The sequence below is a fragment of the Campylobacter concisus genome (assembly GCF_015230035.1).
GTDB lineage: Bacteria > Campylobacterota > Campylobacteria > Campylobacterales > Campylobacteraceae > Campylobacter_A > Campylobacter_A concisus_BK.
The window spans coordinates 39,345-58,228 of sequence record NZ_JAAKZD010000007.1 but is presented as its reverse complement, the minus strand read 5'-3'; the positions used below and the strand labels follow the sequence as shown (position 1 = coordinate 58,228).

Sequence of the window (18,884 nt, the reverse complement as noted above, 5' to 3'; positions counted from 1 at the left end):
TTGGTGGCAAGAAATTTCTTCATCAAAGCTTATCTTGAAATTTCTGCTTGTTACTCATATAAACAAAGCTAAGCACCTCAGCCACAGCCCTAAAAAGGTGCGCTGGTATCGTATCATCGACCTCACAAACCCTATAAAGCTCCCTTGCAAGAGGTGGATTTTCATAAATTTGCACTCCGTTTTCAACCGCTACCTTTTTTATCTGAAGTGCTAAGAAATCAACCCCTTTAGCAAGTATTATCGGCGCTTCGTCGCGGCTTTTGTCGTATCTGATCGCCACGGCGTAGTGAGTTGGGTTTGTAATGACGACGTCAGCTTGTGGGATGTTTTGCATCATACGGCGCTTGGCAGCACGCATTTGCGCTTGGCGGATCCTGCCCTTAACCTGCGGATCACCCTCCATCTGCTTATACTCGTCCTTGATCTCTTGCTTGCTCATGCGAAGGTCTTTAAAATACTGAAAACGCACGATGAGCAGGTCAGCAAGACCGATCACAAAAAGTATAAAAAGCATGACGCTAACTAGGATGATTAGTTTCTCTTTTAGCCATGCAAGCTGGTCAAACATAGAAAAAAAGAGCGTGTGCGGAAGCTCTTTTATAAACTGCAAGAAAAAGTAAAATCCAACGCCAAAGACGATGCTTACCTTAACGACGATCTTGACGCTCTCGATCGCCTTTTTCATAGAAAATAAATTTTTTAGCCCTTTTAGCGGATTTATCTTGCCAAAATTTGGCGTTATGGGCTTTGTGGTAAATATAAAACCAAACTGCATTACATTTGCGATTATGCCAGCAACCGCGACGCAGATACAAACTGGCAATATCATCAAAAGCGCCCTGCCAAAGGTATTTACAACGATCATTTTTACCGTTGGCAAAGTCAGTGGCTGACCGATAAATTTAGAGTAGTAGATGTAAAGCGAGATGACCTGATCTTTCATAAAATTTAGCATCGCAAGCAGCACGCCAATAGCAATAACTAGGGTCACAAAGCCTGATAGATCCTGACTTTTGGGGACGTTGCCGTCCTTTTTGGCGTCTTCTATCTTTTTGGGGGTCGCTTCTTCGGTTTTTTCCTGATCTTCGCCTGCCATCTTTGTCCTAAGCTCGCTTAAATTTGGGCGATTATAGCCAAAATGCGGTTAAACTATCCGCTAAATTTAAATTTTGCAATTCAAAAAAACTAAGCCGTTTTAGGCGTTTTTGGATAAAATTAGCAAAATTAAGGAGCACGCAAAATGTCATTTTTAGAAAGCTTGTTTAACATTTTTAAAGCTAAAAAACCGCCAAAAAGCAACGAAGAGCTACTTTTAGACGAGTATGCAAGCATTTACGCTGAAATAAAAGAGAAAAATTTAAACGAATACGACTTTTTATGTGAGCTCATACGATTACTCTCTTTTTCAAGAGCTAGACGCTACGACTTTTGCCTTGAAAAGTGCCTAGTTGATGGCGACGCCGAGGCACTAAATGATCTCATTTTTCAATACGCTAAGCTAAATTTACTCCCAGGATGCAGCGGTGGATATGATCAGTGCGAGAAGCTCATACCGGCATTTTTTGCTATCGCTTGTGGCGACACAGATAGCATGGCAAGCATCTTTCCAAAAGGCCTGCCACCTAGCAAAAACGGCTATAAATTTCTATGCGTTATGCATGATCTGCTAACGGCGATGCTTTGGCAAGATGAAAATTTACTCGCCCCTGCCCTAGAAAAGGCTCGCACTTTTGCAGAGTCTAAAAAGCCGGCAAATGAAAGAGAAGCGGTTAAATTTGTGCTAGCTCTGCATGAAAAAGATACGGCCGCTATGAGCGAGCATTTGCAGAAATTTTGCTCCACTTTTGGCAGGACAGATTCACCCAAATTTGAAAAACGCCTCTACATTTTCGCGCACGGACTTCACGCCTTAGCGCGTTACTTTTTACCGCTTGAACTCTTTAAAGAGATAAAACTACCAAAAAATGAAAATTTCAGTAAATTTTACGCAAAGAGGCTCTTTCAAAATGAAATTCCTAAGCCAAAACTTTATTTTACTTTTCCGCCTGAGCTTAAACTGATAAATGTGATCTTAAGCGCACCAGTAGCTAAAACGCTAGTATATCAGCCACATTTGCCAAGTGATAAAACATTTTTCTTAGATCACACATCTATGATAAGAAATTTAGCCGATGAGATCACAAGATCAGGGGCATTAAAGTAGAATTTATAAACTTTTGGCTAATATTCACACCTTACAACCAATAAAGCTCCATAAATCTTTTGCAAAAAAGTGCTTTTTGGTCTTACCAAATTTTAGAAAGGTAGAGTATGTCAAAATACGCTATATTTAAGCATGGCGGTAAGCAATATCGTGTTAGCGAGGGCGAGTTTCTTAAGCTAGATCACTTTAGTGCTGAAGCTAAATCAACCGTTGAGATTACAGAAGTTTTAGCTGTAAACGACGGCGAAGTAAAGGTAGGTGCGCCATTTGTTAAGGGTGCAAAAGTTGTTCTTGAGGTCGTTAATGAAGGCAAAGACAAAAAAGTAGTTATCTACAAAAAACGCAGACGTAAAGACTCAAAACTAAAACGCGGCTTTAGAAGACAATTTACACGTGTAAAAGTCGTAAGTATCGCAGCTTAAGGAGATAAGATATGGCACACAAAAAAGGTCAAGGTTCAACCCAAAATAACCGTGATAGTATCGGACGCCGATTAGGTGTTAAGAAATTTGGTGGCGAGTTCGTTCGTGCTGGAAATATAATCATCCGCCAAAGAGGAACAGCAACTCACGCTGGAAACAACGTAGGTCTTGGCAAAGATCACACTATTTTTGCATTAGTCGATGGCTTTGTAAAATTTGAAAGACTTGATAAAAACAGAAAAAAAGTATCTGTTTATCCAGCTGCATAATCCCAGGGGCCTTCGCCCCTTTTTTCTTTTTAAATCCACTCAAAAATTTAACAAATTTAATTTATCTTACATAATTTTATATATAGCTTGGCATTTTAGACAAATACCAAACCATATAAATTTATCTTATTTCGCTTTTAATAAAGCAAGCTCTTGCGCTAGGAATTCCCCTGTGTAGCTGCCAGTTTTTTTATAGTTTTTAGCTACATCTTTGACGCTGCCGCACGCTATCACTTTACCGCCTTTTGCGCCGCCTTCTGGCCCAATATCTACGATATAGTCGCAGTTTTTGATGACATCCATATTATGCTCGATCACAAAGACTGAATTTCCAAGATCGACTAGGTGATTTAGCACCTTTACAAGCCTATCTACGTCAGCAAAATGAAGCCCTGTCGTTGGCTCATCAAGTATGTAAAGCGTATTTCCAGTGTCGCTTCTACTAAGCTCTTTTGCTAGCTTTACGCGTTGCGCCTCGCCGCCACTAAGTGTGACTGCATTTTGTCCAAGTGTGATGTAGCCAAGCCCCACGTCTTGCAGCGTGGTGAGCTTTGAAGCGATCTTTGGCACAGCCTTAAAAAACTCAACCGCCTCATCTATGCTCATATTTAGCACCTCGGCGATGTTTTTGCCTTTGTATAAAATTTCCAAGGTCTGAGCGTTATATCTAGCACCATTACAAACGTCACAAACCACGTTGATATCAGGCAAAAAGTGCATCTCGATCGTGATCTCACCCTCGCCTTGGCACTTCTCGCAGCGCCCACCTTTGACGTTAAAGCTAAAGCGCCCTATTTTATAGCCTCTAAGCTTGGCCTCTTTAGTCTGCGCAAATAAATTTCTTATCTCATCCATCACGCCAGTATAAGTTGCTGGATTTGAGCGTGGAGTGCGGCCTATCGGGCTTTGATCTAGGTAGATCACCTTGTCTAAATTTTCAAGTCCGCTTAAATTTACCCCAGCTATCTTTTTAACTTTTTTAGCTCTATTTAGCTGCTCCTGTGCCTCTGGAAGCAGGGTCTGAAGCACTAGCGAGCTCTTACCAGATCCTGAAACGCCAGTGATGCCAACAAGGTTTCTAAGCGGAAATTTAGCGGTTAAATTTGAGATATTATTGATATTTACATTTGAAATTTCGAGCCACTTCTCAGCTTTTCTATTTTTTTGATAGTCGATCTTTTTCTTACCATTTATGTATTGTGCAGTCTGAGTGTCTGAACCCAAAAGTTCTTTTGCTGTGCCTGCAAAGACCACACTACCGCCAAATTTACCAGCTCCAGGGCCGATATCTACGATATAGTCAGCCTCTTCTATCGTCTTTTTATCATGCTCGACGACGATTACGGAGTTGCCTTTGGCTTGTAAATTTCTAAGTGTTTTTATGAGTTTTAACGTATCTCGCTCGTGAAGGCCGATACTTGGCTCATCAAGCACGTACATGACGCCACTGAGCCCACTTCCTATCTGGCTTGCGATCCTGATGCGCTGTGCCTCGCCGCCGCTGATCGTCCTAGCATCGCGCCCAAGCGACAAGTAGCCAAGCCCCACGTCGTATAAAAAGAAAAGCCTCTCGTTGATCTCTTTTAAGATAGGCTTTGCGATCGCCTTGTCGTAGTCGCTAAGATAGGTAAAATTTTTCTCATTTGAGAAAAATGCAGTGCAGTTTTCTATGCTCATATCCAAAATTTCACCAAGCCCAAGGCCAGCGACCTTGACTGCTAGACTTTGAGGTTTTAGTCTATGACCGTTGCAAGCGTCACAAATTTTCTCACTCATATACTCGTCAAAGTCCTTATAATCCTTCAAAAGTCCGTGTGAAATTTTAACTACTCCGTCAAATTTTCTAAGTAGTTTATTTCGCTTCCAAAAAAACTCAACATCCTTGACGTTGCCATATAAAACGAGCCTCTTTTCATCTTCGCTAAGCTCATAATATGGCTTTTTGATATCGATGCCGTTTTGCTCACAAAAGGCAAGCAAAAATTTATAGTAATAGCTCATGTTGTAACCGTAAAGTAGCTTGATCGCGCCGTTTTCTATCGACTTTTCCTCGTCGATGATCTTGCTCATATCTAGGCTATACCTTATACCAAGTCCGTCGCAGTGCTCGCAGGCGCCCTTTGGTGAGTTAAAGCTAAAGCTTAGCGGCTCAAGCGGCGTAAATGAAATTTTGCAGTCAAAACAAGCCATGTGCTCGCTGTAGTGTATAAAACTCTCTTTTAAGCCAAGCTCGTCAGCATTTGCGATCTCTATCTCGACCTCACCAAAGCTCTCATTTAGCGCCTTTTCGACGTCGCTTGCAAGGCGTTCGTGATTTTGCTCGTCGATAGCGATCCTATCAACGATGACCTTTATCGTATGTTTTTTCGTTTTTGCAAGCTCGATCTCCTCGTCAAGCCTCACCACCACGCCATCTATCTGCGCCCTTACAAAGCCTTTTTGACGTAAATTTTCGATCAAGTCCGCCCATGTGCCCTTTTTCTCACGAACTAGCGGCGCATAGATGATCACTTTTGCGCCAAGTGGGAGCTTTGAAATTTCATTTATGATGTCGCTCGCACTCATTTTTGAGATAGGTTTGCCGCATTTATGGCAGTGCTGCACACCAACCCTTGCATATAAAAGCCTTAGATAATCATAAATTTCAGTGATCGTGCCAACCGTTGAGCGAGGGTTTTTTGAAGTTGTCTTTTGATCGATCGCGATTGCAGGCGTTAGGCCCTCGATCTTATCAACATCAGGCTTGCCCACACGGTCTAAAAACTGCCTAGCGTAGCTACTAAGGCTCTCCATATACCTGCGCTGCCCCTCAGCATAGAGCGTGTCAAAGGCTAGCGTGCTCTTACCGCTGCCGCTAAGACCGGTAAAAACTACTAATTTATTTTTAGGAATTTCAAGGTTTAAATTTTTAAGATTGTGCTCTCTTGCACCGGTAATTTTTATAGTATCATTCATTAAATTTATACGACCTTTTTAAAATTTTAATCTGTAAATTTAGTCTAAAAGTGATAAAAACTTTATAAAGTAGTTTAGAGAAATTAAGCGTGCTATGAAAATTTAAGAGTATATTTATATCATTTTCAGTTTTTTTTGATATTCTACGCCAAAATTTTATTTAAGGAGAAAAAATGTCTGTAAAAATAACCGATATATGCATAAGCTGTGGCTCATGCATAGATGAGTGCCCAGTTTCAGCTATTGTTGATGATAGCGACAACCCAACTGGAGCAGATACATACTATGTTTATTCAAACAAATGCGTTGAGTGCGTAGGCTACAACGACGAGCCAGCCTGTGCATCTGCCTGTCCAACTGATGGTTGCATCGTTTGGGATGCCGTAGTAGCAGGACAACCTTCACGTGATCAAATTGGTGCTGACGCTCGCACTGGCAGCACTCCAGTTATCCAATAAATTTACAAAATTTAGGCTCAAATTTGAGCCTATTTTATTTTTAAGCTTTATTTGATATAATTGCCAACTTCATTTAAATAACCTAAATTTTAAGGAAAATTTATGCAAAGAACACTTTCTATTATTAAGCCTGACGCTGTTAAGAAAAATGTTGTTGGAAAGATTATAGATAGATTTGAAAGCAATGGCTTAAGAATCGCAGCTGCAAAGAAAATTAAACTTAGCAAATGTGATGCAAAAGCATTTTATGCAGTTCATAAAGATAGACCTTTCTTCAACGATCTAGTTGATTTTATGGTAAGCGGACCAGTTGTAGTTATGGTTTTAGAGGGCGAAAATGCAGTTGCTAAAAACCGCGAGCTAATGGGTGCAACTAACCCAAAAGAAGCAGCACCTGGCACTATTAGAGCTGATTTTGCTGATAGCATTGACGCAAACGCAGTTCACGGAAGCGACAGCCTAGAAAACGCTATAAATGAGATAAATTTCTTCTTTGCTTCAAGAGAAATTTGCTAATTTTGGACTAAAATTTGATTATTCCGTTTTCTAAAATAGCAAACAAAGAGATAAACTTTGAGCTAGTAAGAAACAATGATCTAGTTTTTAGTGGAATTTTAAAAAGAAAAGACCCTTTTTTAGTAAAATGCCAAGGCACTATAAAGGGCGAGATAAAATATATTTGCGATCGATGCGGTGATGAATTTATGTTGCCTATCGATCAGGACGTAGAGCTAAATTTAAGTGATGGTGTCTATAAAGACAGAGAAAATGAGCTTAGCGATACGGTTGAATTTTTTGATGGCAATATTGATTTAAAAGAAGTTTTTGAAAGTGAATTAGAAGCTTTTAAGAGCGATTATTTTTATTGTGAAAAATGTAAAAATTTATAAAGGAGAGTAAAATGGCAGTACCAAAGCGAAGAGTGAGTCATTCTCGTGCAGCAAAACGTAGAACACATTACAAAGTTACACTTCCAGTGCCTGTAAAAGACAAAGATGGTTCTTGGAAAATGCCTCACCGCATAAACAAAACAACAGGTGAATACTAAAATATGATTCGCATTGCTATTGATGCTATGGGTGGTGATTTTGGTGCAGAGCCTATAATATATGGCGTTATCGAAGCACTGAAAGAGGCAGAATTTAAAGCTGTATTAGTTGGCGATAGCAATGCCATAAAACCACTCATCCCACAACCCTATTTAAAAAATATAGAATTTATAGAAGCTACAGAAGTTATCTCTATGGCTGACGGAGCAACAGACGCGCTAAAAAGAAAAGATAGCACGATCTACAAAGCTGTTGAGCTTTTAAAAGACAAAAATGTTGATGCTGTCGTTTCTGCTGGTCACAGCGGTGCTACTATGAGCTTAGCTACATTAAGAGTTGGTAGATTAAAAAATGTATCTCGTCCAGCGATCGCAACACTTATGCCTAATTCAAAAGAGACAGCTACTTTGGTTTTGGACGTTGGTGCAAATGTTGATTGCAGAAGCGAACACTTGTTTCAATTTGCCATAATGGGCGAAGCCTATGCAAAAGAAATTTTAGGCAGAAAAGAGCCAAAAGTAGGTCTTTTGTCAAACGGCGAAGAGGAAAGCAAAGGCAATGAAGTCAGCAAAGAGGCCTTTAAACTAGTTTCTAGGCTTGATAGCTTTGTTGGCAATGCAGAGGGCAATCAAATTTTTGATGGTAGCATTGATGTCATGGTTTGCGACGGTTTTATGGGAAATATCCTACTAAAAACGAGCGAAGGCGTCGCTGATGCCATAGGCAAAATCATCAAAAAGCAAGTCAAAAAATCACCCCTTGCTATGGCTGGATCGGTGCTTATGAGAAAAGTTTTCAAAACTCTAAAAAAACAAGTCAGCTACGATGAGTATGGCGGCGCTCCGCTTCTTGGTGTAAATGGCTGCGTCATCATAAGTCACGGCAAAAGCAACTCAAAAGCTATAAAAAATGCAATCTTTCAAGCAATTAAATTTGCTAATTCGAATATAAATAAAGTTATAGAAGAAGAACTTTCACACTTTGCAAGGTAAAATATGCCAAAAGCTTCATTGATCTCCATTGCGTCATATGTCCCGGAAAAAATTTTAACAAATTTTGATTTTGAAAAAATGGTCGATACGAGCGATGAGTGGATAGTAAAGCGAACTGGCATAGAGCAAAGACACATTGCAACGACTGAGATAACAAGCGACCTTGGCACAAAAGCTGCCGAGCTAGCTATAAAACGCTCAGGCCTTGAAAAATCACAAATCGATGCAGTGATATGCGCTACGATATCTCCAGATCATCTTTGCATGCCTTCAACTGCTTGCAAAATAGCTGTAAATTTAGGTTTAAATTTTGGCATTACAGCTTTTGATATAAGTGCGGCTTGCACGGGATTTATCTATCTTTTGGAGCTTGCAAATTCCCTTGTTACAAGCGGTGCTAAGAAAAATGTCTTGATCATAGGAGCCGAAAAACTAAGCTCGATGGTTGATTACACTGACAGAAGCACTTGCATTCTTTTTGGCGACGGAGCTGGCGCTGCTGTGATAAGCGCTAGCGAAGAAAACGAGATCATCGACATCCACACTGCAAGCGATGGCAGACAGGCTGAGCTTTTGATAACTCCAGGATGTGGTAGTGCATTTCCAGCTAGCGATGAGACGCTAAAAAATAGGCTGAATTTCATCCACATGAGCGGAAATGAGGTCTTTAAGATAGCGGTTCAAACGCTTAGCAAAAGCGTGATAGAAATTTTACACGAAAATAAAATGCAAAGCGAAGATATCGACTTTTTCATACCTCATCAAGCAAATATCAGGATAATAGACGCCGTAAAAAATAGGCTAAATTTCACTGACGAGCAGTGCGTTTTGACAGTTGCAAAATATGGCAACACAAGCTCTGCTTCGATCCCAATGGCGATAAATGATGCTTACGAGGATGGACGCATCAAAAATGGTTCAGTTTTGCTTCTTGATGCATTTGGTGGTGGCTTTACTTGGGGTTCAGCGATACTAAAATTTGGCGGTAGAAATTTTAGCGATCTGTAATTAACCGCTTCTATACCCAAAACTCTAAATTTAATAAAATTTCTACAACATCCTCTATGAATTTTTAAAAATTTCCATTCATTTTCAAATGCATATTAAAATTACAATGATTAAAATTTTCAGATCTATTTAATTAGAATTTAAATTTTTATGGATATAATTTCGCAATCAATAAAATTTATTATTAAGGAGAAAAAATGTTAGTAACAAAAAAAGCACCTGACTTTACAGCTGCAGCAGTTTTAGGAAACAATCAAATTGTAAATGATTTCAACCTTTACAAAAACATCGGCGAAAAAGGCGCTGTTGTATTCTTCTACCCAATGGACTTTACATTCGTTTGCCCAAGCGAGATCATCGCGTTTGATAAAAGATATGACGAGTTCAAGTCACGTGGTATCGAAGTTATCGCGGTTTCTTGCGACAACCAGTTCTCACACTTTGCATGGAAAGAGACTCCAGTAAATAAAGGCGGTATCGGCAAAGTTCGCTTCCCGATCGTAGCTGACATGACAAAATCAATCGCTCGCGGCTTTGACGTACTTCTAGAAGACGCTGGCGTAGCACTTCGCGGATCATTCCTACTTGACAAAGATGGCACAGTTCGCCACGCAGTTATAAACGACCTACCACTTGGCAGAAACATTGACGAGATGATCAGGATGGTAGATACTATGCTATTTACAAATGAGCACGGCGAAGTTTGCCCAGCTGGCTGGCACAAAGGTGACTCTGGTATGAAACCAAGCACTGAAGGTGTTGCTGACTACCTTTCACACAACGAAAGCAAACTATAATTATTCAAATTTCTAGGCAGCTTTGCCTAGAAATTCTCTCTCTATACAAATTTAAATATTTTTTTAATATAACTTTATATATGATAGCGATGTTTTAATAAATAACCTTTTTTGGAGACCCCATGGAGTTTAAGGGCAGGCAAGAACTTGTCGAAAATTGCGAGGAATGCATACTTGATTTAAGAGCTAAATTTATAGATGAGGGTATCAAATTTTGCAGACAACTAACCCTTGTAGTGCCACACGAGCAGATGAAAATTTGCCTTGAGAGTATCTTTGACGCGCTACTCATCCAAAAGCCAAATGCCACACAAATTCGCGACGACTTAAACAGCCTAATACCAAAACTAAATGCAAAAGATGAGCTAGTAAATTTCTTGCTCTTAAATTTGACACTAAATTTTAGTCACGCCTGCGACGATGCAGTATATGTGGGTTATTTTGTAAATGCCGTCTCAAGGATGAAAGAAATTTTATATAACACACAGGATCATCAAGAGGCGACTGTAAAAACGATGATCGATACTGGCTCATTTTTTTACGAAGATCCGATCAATACATTTACACGCATGAAAAATGCCAAGGTTCGCCCTGAGTTTTTAAATTTATACGACGGACTAAATATAAAATACGAAGCCGAAATTTTAGAGGTTAAAGAAGATAGCGTCGTTTTTCGCGTAGATATGATGCAAATTTTAGCCATGAAGCAAGATGGCAAGGGCTTTATCCTGCCAAATAGCTTTTTATCAAAGCAGCTTCGCGCTGATATCGTAGACTACAATATCGCCGATAAAAGCGTCATACTTTCAAATTTCTCACGCACAGCGACCATGCACGCAAATAAAAGACAATTTCAGCGCGTCTTGCCAAACCGCTTTACTAAAATCTCACTTCAAGGCGGCCAAGGCAAGTTAGAGGGCAGTCTTTATGATATTTCTGAAGATGGGCTTAGCGTATTAAGCCAACAAACTGCAAATTTTAGAGATGGCGAGGAGTTAGAAGCTAATTTTGATCTTTTATTTTCACAAAACGAAGTAAAAAGCGTATCTTTAAAGCTAAAACTTGTCACGGAGCTAGCCTACAAGGGCTACATAAGATACTGCATGCGCTTTATCAATAACAACAAAACCATCGAGGAATTTACCCAAAAGCGCGTCAAAGAGACACTCGACGAGCTTCGCTCACGCATAAATTTATACGAATAAGGCAATTAGTGAAAACCATACAAGAGAATTTAAAACTTTTTTACATCGGACTAAAAGATAAAGAGCCATTTTTTTATAAAAATAAGGACCTAACCACCCACGCAGCCATCATTGGTATGACTGGTAGCGGCAAAACAGGCCTTGGTATCACGCTTTTAGAAGAGGCCTGCATAGACAACATCCCCTCTATCATCATCGATCCAAAGGGCGATATCACAAATTTAGCCCTCACCTTTCCGCAGATGAGAGCGGAGGATTTTTTACCTTATGTCGATGAAGCAGAAGCGGCAAACAAAGGTCAAAGCGTAGAGGAATTTGCCGCCGCTCAGGCTGAGCTTTGGAGAAACGGCATAGAGTCGAGCTTTCAAGACCTTGAGCGGGTAAAAATTTTAAAAGATAGTGCTAGCTTTAATATCTATACGCCAAAAAGCTCAGCTGGCATAGGTGTGGCGCTACTTAGCGACTTTGCTTGCCCAAATATTAGTGACGAAGAAATTTTTAGCAACTATATAAACTCACTCGCAGCGTCGGTGCTATCGCTTATTGGCATGAATTCAGAGGATATGAGCTCAAAAGAGCAGCTGCTTATCTCCACTATATTTGAGAGCAAATTTAAAGAACAAAAAGACGTCACTATCGAAGAGCTTATAAATTTCATAGCAAATCCGCCGTTTAAAAAGATAGGCGTTTTTGACGTGGATACCTTCTATCCAAGCAGTGAGCGTCTAAAGCTTGCCATGAAGATAAACGCACTCATCGCAAGTCCAAACTTTAAGGGCTGGACGCAGGGCGTTAGACTAGAAATTTCAAAGATGCTTTTTGACGAAAACGGCAAAGCAAAGTGCAATATCTTTACGATCTCACACCTAAATGACGCTGAAAGGATGTTTTTTGTCACCCTTTTACTAAACGAGATCATCGCGTGGATGCGCGGCACAGAGGGCACTAGCTCACTTAGAGCGATCCTATATATGGATGAAATTTTTGGCTTCTTTCCGCCAAACGCAAATCCGCCGTCAAAAACGCCTATGCTCACACTCTTAAAACAAGCCCGTGCATTTGGTTTGGGCTGCGTTTTAAGCACGCAAAACCCAGTCGATCTTGACTACAAAGGCCTTAGCAACATCGGCACTTGGTTCATCGGTCGTCTCCAAACAGCGCAGGACAAAGCCCGCGTGATCGACGGACTAAGCGGCATCACAGGCTCAAGCTTAGACAAAGCTTCACTTGAAAATCTCATATCAAATTTAGCCAAAAGAAATTTCTTACTCAAAAATATAAACGAGGACGGCTTAAACGTCATCTCCACGCGCTGGGCACTTAGCTATCTAAAAGGCCCGCTAAGCCGCGAGCAAATTTCAAATTTAATGAAAGATAAAAAAGAAAATTTAAGAAGCCAAGACGTAGATAAAAGTGAGATGAAATTTAGCGCAAAGCCTATCATCTCAAGTGCGATCACACAGCTTTATGCTAACTCAAAAAGCCTTACACCAAATTTGCTAGCAAGCGCAAAAGTGAGAATTTACGACGCTAAAAAGGGCATAGACAGCGTTTGCGAGGTGAGCTATCTTTACGAGCTTAGTGAAAACGACAAAGAGCCAAACTGGAGCGAGGCTAGCGAAGGCATGCACGTTGATGCGAGCGAAAATGAGCCAAGCGGCGCAAGCTTTGCTGCTGTGCCAAATTTCATAACGAGCGCTAAAAATTTTGACGCTTTAGAGAAAGATTTTAAAGAGTTTTTGTATAGAAATTTCAAATTTAACACCTTTGAAGCTATGGGAATTTACTCAAAAGAAAACGAGTCAAAAGAGGAGTTTTTTATAAGGCTTCAGGACAAGTGCAATGAAATTTTAGAGGAGCAAACCGCAAAACTCACGGCTAAATTTGAAAAAGAGCAAAAAAGCTTGCAAGATAAGCTAAACAAAGCCCTTGCAAAGCTTGATAAAGAGCAAAAAGAGATGACCACAAGCGGCCTTGACGCTGCTATAAATATAGGCGCAAGCATATTTGGAGCGATATTTGGCAATAAGCTCTTGTCTCGCCAAAACGCGGGCAAGATCGCATCAAGTGCTAGAAGCGCAAACAAGGTCTTAAAAGAGCGAAGCGACGTTAAGCTTAGCGAGCAAAGCGTAAATGATATAAGCTTAGCCATAAGCGAGCTCGAAGAGAAATTTGCACAAGAGTGTGACACACTAAAAGAGGCAAATGATGTTAAGAACATCACGATAAATGAAACGCAAATTTCGCCAAAGAAAAGCGACATCTACGACGAAAAAATCGTGCTTTTGTGGAGATGATTTATAAAAAAATTAGTATTTTTTTATTATCATTTCTCTTTAAATTTAAAAGGTAAAATATGCAAAATTTAATACTTTATGCCGTTAGCTACCTGCTTGGCAGCATCCCATCAGGGCTCATACTAGCAAAAATTTTTGGACATGTTGATATAAAAAAAGAGGGCAGCAAAAGCATAGGTGCGACAAATGTTTTAAGGGTTTTAAAGCAAACAAACCCAAAACTCGCCAAAAAGCTAGCCATTTTAACCGTAGTTTGTGACGTGCTTAAGGGCGTTTTGCCACTCATCATAGCCTCTTTGCTTGGAGCTAGCCAAAGCGTGCTTTGGACGATGGCAGTTTTAAGCGTTGCGGGGCATTGTTTTTCTATATTTTTAGGCTTTCAAGGTGGCAAAGGCGTGGCAACTGGGGCTGGCGTGCTCGCATTTTTCTTGCCAGTTGAGATCATAATCGCTCTTGTCGTTTGGTTTTTGGTCGGTAAATTTTTAAAGATAAGCTCTCTAGCCTCGCTATGCGCGCTGATAGCTCTCATCGCATCAAGCTTTATCATCCACCCAGAGCTTGATGAAATTTACACTCACGCGCCGATCCTCATCATCGCATTTTTGGTAGTTTATAAGCACATACCAAATATCGTTCGCCTGCTTTCAGGCAAGGAGCAAAAAGTCGTATGAAAAGTGAAATAACAACGATCATTAAGGATTATAAATTTCAAACCGTCATAGGGATGTTTGACTTTGAGCGAGTTGCAAAGCAAGAGGTAAAAGTAAGCTTAGAATTTCGCTCAACTAGCTTGATTGATTATGTTTTGGTGGCGGATTTTATAAAAGAATTTTACAATGAGATGAAATTTCAAAGCGTAGAAGAGTCACTGGAAGCAACCTGCAAAGCGCTAAAAGAGAGGTTTAACTCGCTTACTAGTTTGGATATGGAGATTTTAAAAACCGAGATTTTACCAAATGCAATTGTCGGTGCAAAAATCAGCACTGTTTTTTAAAAATTTATTAAAGTATCTTGAAATATTTCTTAATTTATGATACAATCGACCATAAATTTTAGTTTAAGGAAAAGAAATGCGTATTTTAATAGTAGAAGACGAAGTAACGCTAAATAAGACGATTGCTGAGGGGTTGCAAGAGTTTGGTTATCAGACAGATAGCTCTGAAAATTTCAAAGACGCTGAGTACTACATCGGCATCAGAAACTACGACTTAGTTTTAACCGACTGGATGCTTCAAGATGGTGACGGCGTTGATCTTATAAACATCATAAAACATAAATCTCCACGCACCTCAGTTGTAGTTCTTTCTGCAAAAGACGACAAAGAGAGCGAGATAAAAGCACTTAGAGCTGGCGCTGATGACTACATCAAAAAACCATTTGATTTTGATATTTTAGTAGCTAGACTAGAGGCTAGACTACGCTTTGGTGGCACAAATATCATCAAAATAGACGAGCTTATCATCAACCCTGACGAAGAGAAGATCACATATCTTGGCCGCGACATCGAGCTAAAAGGTAAGCCATTTGAGGTACTTACTCACCTTGCAAGACACTCAGACCAGATCGTATCTAAAGAGCAACTACTTGACGCTATCTGGGAAGAGCCAGAGCTCGTAACCCCAAATGTTATCGAGGTTGCTATTAACCAAATTCGCCAAAAAATGGACAAACCGCTAAATATTTCGACAATAGAAACTGTCAGAAGACGCGGATATAGATTTTGCTTTCCCAAAAAAGCTTAAGAAATAGATTTATACTGCAATTAGCATCTGGTGCGATGATGCTAATTGCCGTTGTTTCGGTGATGCTCTATCACTACATAAGAGTCACCGTTTTTCAAAGCGTAGTTAGCGAGCTAAACCAGCAAGCCACAGCCTACATAAACAACCCGCAAAGTTTCAACCCAGACGATCTAAAAACTTTTACTATAGAAATCCCAAACAAAACTCTAGCCACTGTAAAAGCGGGCGAGCTTAAAGGCGAAAAGCCCTACCTTGTGATGCAAAAGATAAAAGATAAGAGCATAACCACTCTAACAACAAGACTAGATGACAGTAGCTACTTAGTCCTAGAAAAAGAGACGACGCTTCAAAGCCAGATAGTCGAAGAAATTTTTATAGATATTATAATCGTAAACGTCACAGCGATACTTTTGGTGCTTTTTTATGCACTATTTTTATCAAGAATGCTTTTAATACCTATAAAAATTTTAAGTCACAAGCTTACAAATTTAGATGAGAAATTTCTAAAAGAGATCGATATCAAAAGCTTGCCAGATGAGTTTTTGCCACTTGGTAATAGCATAAATAGACTAATTTCTCGCATACAAACCTTTGTCTTATACCAAAAAGAGCTCTTTGTGGGCGTTGCACATGAGCTAAAGACGCCGCTTGCCGTTATGAAAACCAAAAACGAAGTGACACTTTTAAAACCAAGAGATAGCGAAAAGTACATAGAAGCGCTAAAATCAAACAACGAAGCGATCAACGGCATGAACGCTATGATAGGCTCAGTCCTTGAGATCGGTCGTCAGGAGGGCGCGCAGTTTGAAGAGCCTGAAAATACCGACGTGATCGCATTTTTGAAAAAACTAGGCAAAAACTACGAAGTGCTGGCAAAAGGCGACGAGAAACATCTCGCACTCGATCTAAAACCTGAAATTTTTAACCTAAATATCCAAACCAGCCTACTAACTCACATCGTGCAAAATTTCGTCCAAAATGCTATCAAATTTTCTCCAAAAAATAGCACGATTACGATTAGCTCAAGGCTTGAAAAGAGCAAATTTATCATCGAGGTTGTCGACGAAGGCGTAGGCATAGACGAGAGCAAGGATCTGTTTGCTCCATTTAAAAGATACGGCAACAAAGGTGGTGCTGGACTTGGACTATTTCTCGCAAAAGGCGCAGCACAAGCACTTGGCGCTGAGATATCTATCAAAAATAGAGAGAACACAAACGGAGCAGTTGCAAGCCTCGTTTTAAATTTAAAAGGATAAAAAATGGCAAAGAGAACCGCAGTGATCGATCTTGGCTCAAATTCTATGCGTATGGCGATATTTGAGCGCACGTCACGCTTAGCATTTTTTATACTAGCTGAATACAAAACCAAAGTGCGACTGGGCGAAGGTGGATACGGCTCAAACAACGAAATTTCAGAAGCTTCAATGCAAAAAGCGATCAAAGCTTTTGGCGAATTTGACAACATCATAAAAAGCTATAAATGCTCCAAAGTCCTATGTGTCGGCACTTCAGCGCTTAGAGATGCCCCAAACTCAGGCGTTTTGATCTCTCTTTTAAGAAAAAAACTTGGCATAAATTTAAAAGTGATTGACGGCAAAGAAGAGGCTACTTTTGGAGCGATAGCGGCTAAAAATTTGCTTCACAATCTAGCCGAGTGCGTCACTATCGATATCGGTGGAGGCTCGACCGAGCTTGCTAGGATAAGCAACGGCAAAATAGTCGATGTCCTCTCGCTTGATATAGGCACAGTGAGGCTAAAAGAGCTATTTTTTGATAAGAAAAATTTAAACAAACTACCAAAATTTTTATCGCAGATCACGGCGCAGATAGATGAGCGATTTAAGTGTCCAAATTTAATAGCGATCGGCGGCTCTTTAAGAGCGATATCATCGGCCATAATGAGTAAAAATTTATATCCGCTCTCATCACTGCATGGCTTTTGCTACAAGCTTAGCGACGAGCAAGCCTACATCGAAAGCATCGCAAACGTTAGCGTGCTTGAACTAAATAAATTCCCTATAAAAAAAGATAGATATGACACCATCAGAGAGGGCGCACATATATTTTTAGCCCTTGCCAAGGCGCTAAATGCCAAAAATGTCATCACAAGTGGCGTTGGCGTAAGAGAAGGGGTCTTTTTAAAAGACTTTTTGCGTCCAAGTCTTAAATTTCCAGAAAATTTTAACCCAAGCGTCAAAAGCCTGCAAGACCGCTTCATCCTCTCTTGCAACAAAGCCGTGGCAAGATATGCAAAGGATATTTTTGTGGCGCTTAAAAAGCTTCATGGGCTAAACGAGAGCTATCTTGAGACACTGCTAATTGCTGCAAAGCTTCACAACGTCGGTCAAGAGATAGGCTTTTACGGCGATCACAAAAACTCAGCCTATATCATACTAAATGCCCTAAACTACGGCTTCTCACACGAGCAAAAGGCACTAATAGCCGCGGTCATCGGCACAAATGGCAAGAAAAATATTTATGAGTTTGAAAAGTATAAAAATTTATTACCAAAGGCTGAATGTGTAAGGTGGCTAAGCTTCATCCTTGCGCTAGCCAAGGCACTTGATATAACCTGTGAGAAGATAAATTTAAGCTTTGAGTTTAGCGGCCACACACTAAAAATAGAGGGCGCAAAAGAATTTGCCATGGCAAAAGAAGAGATAAAAAAGATCGCAAAACCTGAAATTTTTGCCATTTCGTTTGTATAAGTCAAAAAGTTAGCGGTCAAATTTATAAATTTATTTTCTAAAAATAGGAGGTGGGTAAAGGCTTCTATTTTGCTTTGTAGGCTTGCAATGCAAGTCAAATACGAAGTTCGTACGCCTTACCCACTCTTTTTATCCTTCAGCACACGTTCAAAGTATGCAATAGTGCCAGAGAGCCATGTTTTTAGTGTGTCAAACAAATTTTAAAATTTCATGAACGAGTAATTTCGGCTCTAAAATTTGAGCTAAGCGGTAAGCGAAGCCAAATTTTAGTAGTCAATTCTTGTGAGTGAGTGAAATTTTAAAATTTGCAAAGACAGCTTGACTAAATTTGTAAATTTCTTTTTATTCAAAAGGGAGACAAGGGGACTTGAATTACGAAGCCGTCCCCTTATCCCCCTTTTTAAATCCCCTGTCTGCTTGCAGTTACGAGACGAAGTCGAAGTAAAAACCCCTCGCACATTCAAAGGGGCATGCAATAGTGCTAAAGCACTGCATGCGGTTTATTGAAATTCTAGTAAATTTTCAAATTTATGAGCGAGCATATCACGGCTCTAAATTTAGTGCTAAACGAAGTGCAGCCTAAATTTAGTAGTCTGCTAAGGCGAGTGAGTAAGATTTTAAAATTTCATGAACGAGTAATTTCGGATCTAAAATTTGAGCTAAGCTGTAAGCGAAGCCAAATTTTAGTAGTCAATTCTTGCGAGTGAATGGAATTTTAAAATTTGTAGGCTCGCAACTACGTGGCAGACACTAGAAATCCGTCCCATTATCCCCCTTTT

At 40.0% G+C, this 18,884-nt stretch carries 19 protein-coding genes; 17 read left to right on the top strand and 2 right to left on the bottom strand.

Annotation, left to right across the window (positions count from 1 at the left end; all coding sequences use genetic code 11):
- Positions 1-22: 22 nt before the first annotated feature.
- On the bottom strand, positions 23-1,096 hold the full coding sequence (gene flhB, locus G6W41_RS05965) for a flagellar biosynthesis protein FlhB (protein WP_002942594.1): 1,074 nt from the start codon (positions 1,094-1,096) through the stop codon (positions 23-25).
- A gap of 144 nt (positions 1,097-1,240) precedes the next feature.
- Here flhB and G6W41_RS05960 point away from each other — a divergent pair, with 144 nt between their 5' ends.
- From G6W41_RS05960 to rpmA, 3 genes are all read left to right on the top strand, one after another.
- On the top strand, positions 1,241-2,203 hold the full coding sequence (locus G6W41_RS05960) for a hypothetical protein (protein WP_194170932.1): 963 nt from the start codon (positions 1,241-1,243) through the stop codon (positions 2,201-2,203).
- 107 nt (positions 2,204-2,310) lie between these two features.
- Positions 2,311-2,625 carry a 50S ribosomal protein L21 gene (gene rplU / locus G6W41_RS05955; protein ID WP_002942523.1) on the top strand — a complete coding sequence of 105 codons (315 nt, stop codon included), beginning with the start codon at positions 2,311-2,313 and terminating at the stop codon, positions 2,623-2,625.
- A gap of 11 nt (positions 2,626-2,636) precedes the next feature.
- Positions 2,637-2,894: a 50S ribosomal protein L27 gene (rpmA, locus tag G6W41_RS05950; protein WP_002942569.1), complete on the top strand. Its 258-nt coding sequence runs from the start codon at positions 2,637-2,639 to the stop codon at positions 2,892-2,894.
- Between the two features lie 126 nt (positions 2,895-3,020).
- On the opposite strand, the gene uvrA is transcribed toward rpmA, so the two are convergent.
- Positions 3,021-5,849: an excinuclease ABC subunit UvrA gene (uvrA, locus tag G6W41_RS05945; protein WP_194170931.1), complete on the bottom strand. Its 2,829-nt coding sequence runs from the start codon at positions 5,847-5,849 to the stop codon at positions 3,021-3,023.
- Between the two features lie 173 nt (positions 5,850-6,022).
- On the opposite strand from uvrA, the gene G6W41_RS05940 reads away from it, so the two are divergent.
- From G6W41_RS05940 to G6W41_RS05875, 14 genes are all read left to right on the top strand, one after another.
- Positions 6,023-6,307 carry an NADH-quinone oxidoreductase subunit I gene (locus G6W41_RS05940; protein ID WP_002942606.1) on the top strand — a complete coding sequence of 95 codons (285 nt, stop codon included), beginning with the start codon at positions 6,023-6,025 and terminating at the stop codon, positions 6,305-6,307.
- A gap of 102 nt (positions 6,308-6,409) precedes the next feature.
- Complete coding sequence (gene ndk / locus G6W41_RS05935) at positions 6,410-6,823, top strand: nucleoside-diphosphate kinase (protein WP_194170930.1); 414 nt, start codon at positions 6,410-6,412, stop codon at positions 6,821-6,823.
- A 14-nt stretch (positions 6,824-6,837) separates the two neighbouring features.
- Positions 6,838-7,197 (top strand): hypothetical protein, encoded by a 360-nt coding sequence (locus G6W41_RS05930; protein ID WP_002942543.1) that lies wholly within the window; start codon positions 6,838-6,840, stop codon positions 7,195-7,197.
- Between the two features lie 11 nt (positions 7,198-7,208).
- Positions 7,209-7,355 carry a 50S ribosomal protein L32 gene (rpmF, locus tag G6W41_RS05925; RefSeq protein ID WP_002942540.1) on the top strand — a complete coding sequence of 49 codons (147 nt, stop codon included), beginning with the start codon at positions 7,209-7,211 and terminating at the stop codon, positions 7,353-7,355.
- A gap of 3 nt (positions 7,356-7,358) precedes the next feature.
- Positions 7,359-8,348, top strand: coding sequence for a phosphate acyltransferase PlsX (plsX, locus tag G6W41_RS05920; RefSeq protein WP_194170929.1), 990 nt, complete (start codon positions 7,359-7,361; stop codon positions 8,346-8,348).
- A 3-nt stretch (positions 8,349-8,351) separates the two neighbouring features.
- Entirely contained in the window at positions 8,352-9,356 is a 1,005-nt protein-coding gene (locus G6W41_RS05915) for a beta-ketoacyl-ACP synthase III (RefSeq protein WP_194170928.1), read from the top strand.
- A gap of 197 nt (positions 9,357-9,553) precedes the next feature.
- Positions 9,554-10,153, top strand: a complete 600-nt coding sequence (locus G6W41_RS05910; protein ID WP_021086863.1) for a peroxiredoxin — start codon at positions 9,554-9,556, stop codon at positions 10,151-10,153.
- A gap of 122 nt (positions 10,154-10,275) precedes the next feature.
- Entirely contained in the window at positions 10,276-11,358 is a 1,083-nt protein-coding gene (locus G6W41_RS05905; RefSeq protein WP_194170927.1) for a PilZ domain-containing protein, read from the top strand.
- Positions 11,359-11,366: 8 nt separating this feature from the next.
- The gene (locus tag G6W41_RS05900; protein WP_194170926.1) at positions 11,367-13,655 is read left to right on the top strand and encodes an ATP-binding protein; all 2,289 of its coding nucleotides are present in this window, start codon (positions 11,367-11,369) and stop codon (positions 13,653-13,655) included.
- Between the two features lie 59 nt (positions 13,656-13,714).
- Positions 13,715-14,326, top strand: coding sequence for a glycerol-3-phosphate 1-O-acyltransferase PlsY (gene plsY / locus G6W41_RS05895; RefSeq protein WP_021089007.1), 612 nt, complete (start codon positions 13,715-13,717; stop codon positions 14,324-14,326).
- Positions 14,323-14,649 (top strand): dihydroneopterin aldolase, encoded by a 327-nt coding sequence (locus G6W41_RS05890; protein ID WP_194170925.1) that lies wholly within the window; start codon positions 14,323-14,325, stop codon positions 14,647-14,649. Before plsY ends, G6W41_RS05890 begins: the two co-directional genes overlap by 4 nt.
- Positions 14,650-14,725: 76 nt before the next feature.
- Positions 14,726-15,397, top strand: a complete 672-nt coding sequence (gene hsrA, locus G6W41_RS05885) for a homeostatic response regulator transcription factor HsrA (protein ID WP_002942555.1) — start codon at positions 14,726-14,728, stop codon at positions 15,395-15,397.
- Positions 15,398-15,435: 38 nt separating this feature from the next.
- Positions 15,436-16,653 (top strand): sensor histidine kinase, encoded by a 1,218-nt coding sequence (locus tag G6W41_RS05880; protein WP_194170966.1) that lies wholly within the window; start codon positions 15,436-15,438, stop codon positions 16,651-16,653.
- A 3-nt stretch (positions 16,654-16,656) separates the two neighbouring features.
- The gene (locus G6W41_RS05875; RefSeq protein ID WP_194170924.1) at positions 16,657-18,105 is read left to right on the top strand and encodes a Ppx/GppA phosphatase family protein; all 1,449 of its coding nucleotides are present in this window, start codon (positions 16,657-16,659) and stop codon (positions 18,103-18,105) included.
- The last annotated feature ends 779 nt before the right edge of the window (positions 18,106-18,884 follow it).